This is a genomic window from Kutzneria sp. NPDC052558, assembly GCF_044547355.1.
Lineage (GTDB): Bacteria > Actinomycetota > Actinomycetes > Mycobacteriales > Pseudonocardiaceae > Kutzneria.
This window is the reverse complement of sequence record NZ_JBIUAG010000025.1, coordinates 151,505-159,666: the sequence shown is the minus strand read 5'-3', so window position 1 is coordinate 159,666 and position 8,162 is coordinate 151,505. Positions and strand designations below refer to the sequence as shown.

Below are 8,162 nucleotides of genomic sequence, written 5' to 3'. Positions count from 1 at the left end.
CAGGCTTTCCACTTCGAAAATCGGTGGGTGGATTTTGTGTGGAGGGGGGCGATGGCATAAGCTTCTTGCGTATCGAGGCAGGCGGAGCCTGCCCGATAGCGCCTCGATACGCCATCGCCCAGAGGCCTCCACACAAAATCCACCCGGAGCCACCAACCCACCGCCCCACCCCATCTCCAACCACACAACGCCCCCCCACCCCACAAAGCAGACCTTGCCCTTCAGTCGAACAACGCCCAACCCCTCACCGCAAACCTCATCACCCGGCAACCGCGCGGCGTGGGCACAAGAAGCACAACCAGCCTTCAGACCGGGACCAGGGCAACCTAACCGCTAACCGCTAACCGCTAACCGCTAACCCCTAATCCCTAACCCCTAACCCCCGTAGCCCTTTTCCTGGAGCACCCAGGTGTTCCCGTCGGGGTCGGCGAAGTCGGCGAAGGAGTTGTAGTCGGTGTGGTCGGGGTCGACGCCGGGCTGCCAGCCGTCTTTCATGTGCCGGACTTCGCTCACGTCGAGTCCCTGGGCCACGAGCTGGTCGCGCACGGCGACGATGTCGGACACGACGAGGTGGAGTCCCCGGACGGACCCGGGGGTGGCGTCGGTGATGCCGACGCCGAAGGCGATGGAGCAGGAGGAGCCGGGGGGATCCATCTGGACGACGCGAAAGTTGTCGCCTGCCCGGTGGTCGACGTGCACGGCGAAGCCGCACTGGTCGGCGTAGAAGGCCTTGGCCCGGTCGACGTCGGCGACGGGCAGCAGCACAAGTTCGAGCTTCAGCTCCACGGCGGACACCCTGCCACATGCGTTCCCGCGCAGCGCGGATGGCGACAAGATCAAGCCGGCGGGAAGACGCGGTCGAGGTTGTAGTCGAGGGTGGCCATGACCTCCTCGGCGGTGACGGTGCCGAGCAGCACGTCGGGGCCCATGCCGTTGGCGACGGCCATGAGGGTGGCGACCTCGCGTTCGGGGTGGAGGTCGGCGGGGGTGCGGCCGGCGGCCTGGGACTCCCGGATGAGACCGGCGAAGTAGGCGGCGAGCTCGTCGGCGCCGTCGCCCTGGAAGGCGGCGCCGAAGACCGGGTCGGCCAGTGCCCGCACGAAGTACGCGATGAACACGAGCGACACCATGCGGCCGTGCTCGTCGGAGGGGACGAGCTCGGCGAGGGTGGTGCGGATGATCTGCCGTGGGGTGGGCTCGCCGCCCAGCGCGGTGCGGACCCGGCTCTCCAGCACCTCGTTGAGGTGTTGGAGGGCGAACAGCAGCATCCGGTCCTTGGTCTCGAAGTAGTACTGCACGAGCCGCATGGACACGCCGGCCTCGGCGGCGACCTGGCGGAGGCTGACCGACTCCAGGCCCTGCCCGCTGGCCAGGCGCCAGACGGCGGCGGCGATCTCGCGCCGTCGCTGGTCGTGGTCGACGACTTTGGGCACCGGAGCTCCTCACGATCTGTTATGGTGCGATCGCATCATAAAAAGCCATGGGGGTGTAGGCATGACCAAGCAGACCCACGAGGCCCTGGAAGGCGTGGCCGCGTGCATCGGGATCCACTCGGGCATCCTGCCCTTCGTGTTCAAGCTGACGGGCTGGCACGTGAGCGGCCTGGCCCTGCCGCTGCTGCTGCCGGACCCGGCGTCGCTGATCGTGGCCGGGGCCGTGCTCGTCGCCTGCTTCGCCGCGTTGTGGCAGCTGGAGAACGCCAAGAAGAAGGGCCTTGTGAACTAGACGGCGGCACTGGGCTCCTCGCGGAACTGGGTGTTGTGCAGCTCGGCGTAACGGCCGTTCGCCGCCATCAGCGAGGCATGGGCGCCGCGTTCCACCACCTGCCCGTCCTCGATGACGAGGATCTGGTCGGCGGCCCGGATGGTGGACAGCCGGTGGGCGATGACCAGCGCGGTCCGGCCCTGCAGAGCCTCGGTCAGGGCGGCCTGCACCGCCACCTCGGACTCGGAGTCCAGGTGCGCGGTGGCCTCGTCGAGGATCACCACGCGGGGCCGGGCCAGCAGCAGCCGGGCGATGGTCAGCCGCTGCCGCTCGCCGCCGGACAGCCGGTAGCCGCGCTCGCCGACCACGGTCTCCAGGCCGTCGGGCAGGCTTCGGATCAGGTCGCCGAGCCGGGCCCGCTCGATGGCGTCCCACAGTTCCTCAGTGCTGGCCCCGGGTTGCGCGTACCGGAGGTTGGCCTCGATGGTGTCGTGGAACAGGTGCCCGTCCTGCGTGACCACGCCGACGGCGTCCCGGACGTCGTCGAACGACAGCTGGCGTACGTCCACATCGGACAGACGGACCGCGCCGGACACCGTGTCGTAGAGCCGGGGCACCAGCGAGGCGATGGTGGACTTGCCGGCCCCCGAGGATCCGACCAGGGCCACCAGCTGCCCGGCCTCGGCCCGGAAGCTGATGCCGTGCAACACTTCCTGCCCGCCCCGGGTGTCCAAGGTGGCCACGGACTCCAGCGAGGCCAGCGACACCTGGTCGGCCGCCGGGTAGCCGAACCGCACGTCGTCGAACTCCACCGACACCGGCCCGGCGGGCAGCGGCACGGGCCGGGACGACTCGACGATCATCGGCCGCACGTCCAACACCTCGAAGACCCGCTCGAACGACACCAGGGCGGTCATGATGTCGACCCGGGCGTTGGCCAGCGCGGTCAGCGGCGTGTAGAGCCGGGTCAGCAGCAGCGCCAGCGACACGACGGTGCCGGCCTCGATCTGACCGGTCAGCGCCAGCCAGCCGCCGACCCCGTAGACCAATGCCTGGGCGATGGTCGGCAGCAGCGACATGCCGGTGAGGAACCAGCGTGACGCCATCGCGGTCCGGATGCCGATGTCCCGCACCCGCCGGGCCTTGTCGCCGAACTCGGCCGCCTCGGCCTTGGGCCGGCCGAACAGCTTCACCAGCGTGGCCCCGGGGGCGGAGAAGCGTTCGGTCATCTGGTTGGTCATGCCCGCGTTGAGCCCGGCGGCTTCCCGCTCCAGGCCGGCCATCCGCGCGCCCATCCGCCGCGCCGGCAACAGGAACGCCGGCAGCAGCACCAGGGCCAGCACCGTGACCTGCCACGACAGCGACAGCATGACCACCAGCGACAGCGCCAACTGGATCACGTTGGTGACCAGGCCGGACAGCGAGGACGTGAACGCCCGCTGGGCCCCGATCACGTCGTTGTTGAGCCGGCTGACCAGCGCGCCCGTGCGCGTGCGGGTGAAGAACGCGATCGGCATGCGCTGCACGTGCTCGAACACCGCGCGCCGCAGGTCGTAGATGAGGCCCTCGCCGATGCGCGAGGACTGCCAGCGCTCCACCAGGCTGGTGCCGGCGCTGACCACGGCCACCAGCGCGATCAGCGCCGCCAGCCCCACGACCACGCTGATCGCGGCGTGGTTGATGATCGCGTCCACCACCCGGCCGGCCAGCACCGGCGTGCTGACCGCGAGCACCGCGTCCACGACCGTCAGGCCGAGGAACACGGTCAGCTTCCCCCAGTGCGGCCGGGCGAACTCCAGCACCCGGCGCATGGTGCCGCGGCGCACCTGGGCGGGGGCGTCCGCCCTGGCCATCGCGCCGCGCATGAACATCCACGACGAATCCATGATCCCCCGACTCCTCCAACGTTGTGACGACCGGGGAACCGAGCCGTCTACTCTTCTATTCCATGTACCTCGGCGCCGACGCGGGCGGTTCGAACACCAGGGCTGTGCTGGTCGACGCGAACGGCGAGGTGCTCGGCGCCGGCAGGACCGCTGGAGCCAACCCGGTCGTGCACGGGATCGAGCAGGCCGGCCGGCAGCTGGCGGAGGCGTTCCGGCAGGCGCTCGGCAACCATTCTGCCGCGAAGGTGACCGCTTCGGTGATCGGGCTCGCCGGTGGGCCCACTGTCGGCCGGCCGTTGCTGGACGAGATCAAGCGGGTGGCGGCCGAGGTGGGCCTGAAGGCGGCACCGGTGGTGCTGGGCGACACCGAGGTGGCCTTCGCCGCCGGCAGCCGGGTGCCCGACGGCGTGCTGGTGCTGTCCGGCACCGGGGCGGCGGCCGCCGAGCTGCGGGACTGGCGGCTCAAGCGGCACATCGACGGCAACGGCTGGCTGCTGGGCGACGAGGGTTCCGGGTTCTGGATCGGGCGGCAGGCGGTGCGGGCGGTGCTGCGCATGCTCGACGGCCGCGGCCGCCCGACCAAGCTGCTCGACCTCGTCTCCTACGCCCTGGCCACCGAGCCGGACACCGCGGCGATCGAACGCGCCGTCTACGCCGAGCCGCCGCTGCGGCTGGCCACGCTCGCGCCGCTGGTCACCGGCCTCTACGCGGACGACTCGGTGGCGGCGGAGATCGTCACCGAGGCGGCCGAGCTGCTGCTGGCCGCGGTGGACGCCCTCGACCCGGCCGGCGCCGGCTACCGCGAGGTCGTGCTGGCCGGCGGGCTGCTGCTGGCCGAAGGCCCGCTGCGGGCCCTGGTGGCCGGCGGCGTGACCGACCGGTTCGGCCTCACGGTCCGGTTCGCCGAGGACGGGGCGGCCGGCGCGGCCAAGCTGGCCCGGCTCCTGTAGGTGGTCGAACCCGGGGTTCGTTCGCTATGCGTTCCTGGCAATGAAATGTGCTCCGTTCTCCACAGCGCCCTGTGCGACGGTGCGCAGCCAGAACACCATGCGGTCGAGCTCGACGAGTTCCGTCCGGGCCCGAACCGTGAGCGCGACTCGCTGCCCGCGCAGCGGCACCGCCACGGCGACGCAGGTGACGCCGTCCCGTTCGACGGTGGCGAAGCCGCGATCGCGGATCCGCACCAGCTCACGGTCCGTCGACCTCGGGTCCAGGGCCAGCAGCACGCGCCCGGCCGCGGTCTGGCGGGCCGGCGCGCGTCCCTGGTCGTCGCTGGGCATGCGCACGTCCCAGTGGCCGTGCACGCGGTGGGAGAACACCACGTCGTCGCCGTCGAGCACGGCCAGGCTGGCCGTCGATCGGGTCCGCATCACGACATCGGCGACGAACGGGGCCAGCCGCCGCAGGGCGCGGCCACTGTCCTCGGCGGCCGGCGCGAGGTCCGTGGCGGCGTAACCCGCGCCCAACCGCGTCACCAGACCGGACTTCATCAGGGCGCTCAACAGGCGGTGCACGCTGGACTTGGGCAGGCCGGTGCGTCGGCTCAGGTCGGACAGCCGCACCGCGCCCTCGGCGGAGCGCAGCACGTCGAACACGATCAGCGCCTTGTCGACGGCGGGAGTGCAGGTGGTCATGGCGACCAGCCTCGGCGGGCCGCCTCAACAAAACCTCAGTCGTGTCTCAAGACATCACGGCCAGCAGGGCTCGGATCTCGGCGACCTCGCGGTCGTAGACGCCGGGGCGCTCGCTCCCGCGCACGATGTCCAGCGCCTCGGTGAGCAGCTCGCGGGCTCGGTCCAGGTCGCCGGCCTTGCGCAGCGCCCGGGCCAGGGCGTGCATGCTGTGCACCTCGCCCCAGCGGTCGCCCAGGCTGCGCCACAGCTGGAGGGCGTCGTCGAAGTGCCGGACCGCCTCCTCGACCCGGCCGGCGCGCAGGCAGGAACCGCCGACCTGGGCCATGCCGTAGGCCAGCATGTGCTCGGATCCGGTCTGCCGGGCCAGTTCCACGCAGCGCAGCCCGTGCTCGATCGCCTCGTCGTGCCGGCCCCGCCTGGACAGCACGGCGCTGAGCGCCTCCGAGACGGCGGACTCGACGAACAGGTTCTCCTGCCGGTGGGCGATCGCGAGGGCGTCCATCAGCAGCGGCATCGCGTCCAGCCGCATGCCCATCATCAGGTACGCGACGGCCAGGTTGGCGGCGATGGCCTCCTGGTTGCCCTCGCCCGACTCGGCCAGCTCGGTCAGCAGGTCGACGGCCTTGCGGTGGTAGGAGACGGCCTGGTCGCCGTGGCCGAGGAAGTGGTGCACGACCCCGGAGTCGTTGTAGAGGCGGGCTTCGCACAGCCGGTCGCCGGCCCGCCACGCCGCCGCCAGCCCGATCTCGGTGACCCGCAGCCATTCCGGCCAGCGGCTGGTGCAGTGGCACAGGCCGCCGAGGGCGGTGGCGATCTTGGCGGCGTACGCGTCGAGGCCGTGGTCCACGGCCAGCCGCAGCGCGTCGATCAGGGTCGGCAGCTCACGGTTGGTCCAGGCCAGCGCGTCCTCGTAGCCGGTCGGGGCGAACGGCGGGTGGTTCGGCGGCTCCGTCTCGATCGGACCGAGCTCCGGGGTCAGCAGCTCACGGGCGGCCACCGCCGAGGCCAGGCACCAGCGCAGCAGCCGCCGCACAGCCTGCTTGACCGCCACCGGGGACTCGTCGCGCTCCGCGCACTCGGCGGCGTAGATCCGCAGCAGGTCGTGGAACCGATAGCGGTCGCGGGCGACCGGCTCCAGCAGGTGCGACTGGGCCAGCCCGGCCAGCAGCCGCCGGGTCTCCGGCGCGGACGCGTCGAGCAGGGCGGCTGCCTCGGCCACGTCGAACTCGACCGACGGGTGCAGGCCGAGCCGCCGGAACGCCTGCGCCTCAACGGGTTTCAGCGACTGGTACGACCAGGAGAACACGGTCCTGATCACCGAGGACTCGTCGTCCAATGTGGACAGTGCGTCCAGCCGGTCCCGTTCCGTGCGCAACTCCTCGACCAGATGCGCGACGTCGTGGTGGTCGAGGCTGAGCACACGTTCGGCCGCGATCCGCAGCGCCAGCGGCAGATGACCGCACAGCTCGGCCAGCGCCCGCACGTCGGCGAGGTCGGCCTCCACCCGCGCCGTCGCCAGGATCCGGCTCAGCAGCGCCAACGACTCCGACGGCTGGAGCACGTCGAGGCTGAGCCGGCTGGCGCCGTCAAGGGCCACCAGCCCGGCCAGCCGGTTGCGGCTGGTCACCAGGGCCAGGCAGCCGGGCGAGGCCGGCAGCAGCGGGCGGACCTGCTCGGCGCTGACGGCGTTGTCCAGCACCACCAACACCCGTCGCCCGGCCAGCAGCGACCGGTACAGCGCCGACTGGGCCGCGATCCCGGTGTACTGGCCGTCGGACTTCGCGCCGAGGCCGCGCAACAGATGCCCCAACGCGTCTTCCGGCGTGACCGGCGCCAGGTGCGGGTCGAAGCCGCGCAGATCGAGGAACAGCTGGCCGTCGGGGAACTGCTTGACCACCCGGTACGCGAGGTGCACGGCCAGCGCGGTCTTGCCGACGCCGGCCCCGCCGTCGATGGCCGAGATCACCACCGACCCGCCGTGCGTCGCGCCGGCGGCCTCCGCGCAGAGCTCGCCCAGCCGCCGCAACTCGGCTTCACGGCCGGTGAACTCCGAGACGCCGTGCGGCAACTGGGCCGGCACGACGCGAGGCCCGGGCTCGATCGGCGTGGTGTCGTCGCCGGCCAGCAGCTGCTCGTGCACCCGGCGTGTCGCCGGGCCGGGCTCCACGCCCAGCTCATCGATCAGACGAGCCCGAAGCCGTTGGTACACGCCGATTGCCTCGGCCTGCCGGCCGCTGCGGCCGAGCGCGAGCATCAGCAGCTCGTGCAGCCGTTCCCGCAACGGGTGCTCGGCGGTGAGCGTGGTCAGCGCGGCGGCCGCGGCCCCGGCCGCCCCGGTCTCCAGCAGCGCCGCGCACCGCAGCTCCAGCAGGTCCAGCTCCAGCAGCTCCAGACGGGCCCGCTCGGCCTCGGCGAACGGCCCGGCCGCCCCGCCCAGCGGCGGCCCGCCCCACTCCCGCAGCGCGCGGTCGCAATGGATCAGCGCAGCGTCGAAGTCGTTGGCCGCCCAGCGGCGGCGAGCCTCGGACGCCTCGGTCTCGAACCGGAAGGCGTCCACGGCCTCCGGCGGCAACACCAAGGAGTAGCCGGCCCGGCTGCTGGTCAGCACGCGCGGCTCGTCCTTGCGGCCACGGCCCGGCTCCAGCGCCTTGCGCAGCGTCGAGACGTGCGAGTAGATGCCGCCCTCGGCGGTCCGCGGCGGCGTGTCGCCCCACAGCGCGGCGATCAGCTCATCGAGCGTGACGGTTGTGTTGGCGCGCAAGGCCAACACCGCGAACACCGAGCGCGGCCCTGATGGCCCCAGTTCCACTTCCGCGCCGTTGACGAGCACCTGGATCCGGCCCAGCACCTGGACGGCCGTTCCCGTGCTACCCCCGCCGTCCATAGCCACCGTTCCGCTCGCCCTCGCCCCGTGCCGCTATCCTCGTCCGTGATTGGT

The 8,162-nt window shown here is 71.9% G+C and carries 7 protein-coding genes; 2 read left to right on the top strand and 5 right to left on the bottom strand.

Going from position 1 to position 8,162, the window contains the following annotated elements:
- Positions 1-375: 375 nt before the first annotated feature.
- Together ACIG5F_RS35550 and ACIG5F_RS35545 are read right to left on the bottom strand one after the other, a co-directional pair.
- Positions 376-786 carry a glyoxalase superfamily protein gene (locus tag ACIG5F_RS35550; protein WP_396524346.1) on the bottom strand — a complete coding sequence of 137 codons (411 nt, stop codon included), beginning with the start codon at positions 784-786 and terminating at the stop codon, positions 376-378.
- 50 nt (positions 787-836) lie between these two features.
- On the bottom strand, positions 837-1,433 hold the full coding sequence (locus tag ACIG5F_RS35545; protein WP_396524345.1) for a TetR/AcrR family transcriptional regulator: 597 nt from the start codon (positions 1,431-1,433) through the stop codon (positions 837-839).
- A gap of 61 nt (positions 1,434-1,494) precedes the next feature.
- On the opposite strand from ACIG5F_RS35545, the gene ACIG5F_RS35540 reads away from it, so the two are divergent.
- On the top strand, positions 1,495-1,725 hold the full coding sequence (locus ACIG5F_RS35540) for a hypothetical protein (protein WP_396524344.1): 231 nt from the start codon (positions 1,495-1,497) through the stop codon (positions 1,723-1,725).
- Here ACIG5F_RS35540 and ACIG5F_RS35535 read toward each other — a convergent pair.
- Positions 1,722-3,590 carry an ABC transporter ATP-binding protein gene (locus ACIG5F_RS35535; protein ID WP_396524343.1) on the bottom strand — a complete coding sequence of 623 codons (1,869 nt, stop codon included), beginning with the start codon at positions 3,588-3,590 and terminating at the stop codon, positions 1,722-1,724. The two genes, ACIG5F_RS35540 and ACIG5F_RS35535, sit on opposite strands and share 4 nt — an antisense overlap.
- 62 nt (positions 3,591-3,652) lie before the next feature.
- Between ACIG5F_RS35535 and ACIG5F_RS35530 the strand changes: the two genes are divergently transcribed.
- The gene (locus tag ACIG5F_RS35530) at positions 3,653-4,540 is read left to right on the top strand and encodes an N-acetylglucosamine kinase (protein WP_396524342.1); all 888 of its coding nucleotides are present in this window, start codon (positions 3,653-3,655) and stop codon (positions 4,538-4,540) included.
- A gap of 24 nt (positions 4,541-4,564) precedes the next feature.
- On the opposite strand, the gene ACIG5F_RS35525 is transcribed toward ACIG5F_RS35530, so the two are convergent.
- A complete protein-coding gene (locus ACIG5F_RS35525; RefSeq protein WP_396524341.1) occupies positions 4,565-5,224 on the bottom strand; it encodes an IclR family transcriptional regulator in 660 nt (219 codons plus the stop codon).
- Positions 5,225-5,270: 46 nt separating this feature from the next.
- A complete protein-coding gene (locus tag ACIG5F_RS35520) occupies positions 5,271-8,108 on the bottom strand; it encodes a BTAD domain-containing putative transcriptional regulator (RefSeq protein WP_396524340.1) in 2,838 nt (945 codons plus the stop codon).
- Positions 8,109-8,162 lie beyond the last annotated feature (54 nt).

Coding starts and splice junctions, on each gene's coding strand:
- ACIG5F_RS35540 (WP_396524344.1), top strand. CDS start 1,495: ATGACCAAGCAGACCCACGAGGCCCTGGAAGGCGTGGCCGCGTGCATC.
- ACIG5F_RS35535 (WP_396524343.1), bottom strand. CDS start 3,590: ATGGATTCGTCGTGGATGTTCATGCGCGGCGCGATGGCCAGGGCGGAC.
- ACIG5F_RS35530 (WP_396524342.1), top strand. CDS start 3,653: ATGTACCTCGGCGCCGACGCGGGCGGTTCGAACACCAGGGCTGTGCTG.
- ACIG5F_RS35525 (WP_396524341.1), bottom strand. CDS start 5,224: ATGACCACCTGCACTCCCGCCGTCGACAAGGCGCTGATCGTGTTCGAC.
- ACIG5F_RS35520 (WP_396524340.1), bottom strand. CDS start 8,108: ATGGACGGCGGGGGTAGCACGGGAACGGCCGTCCAGGTGCTGGGCCGG.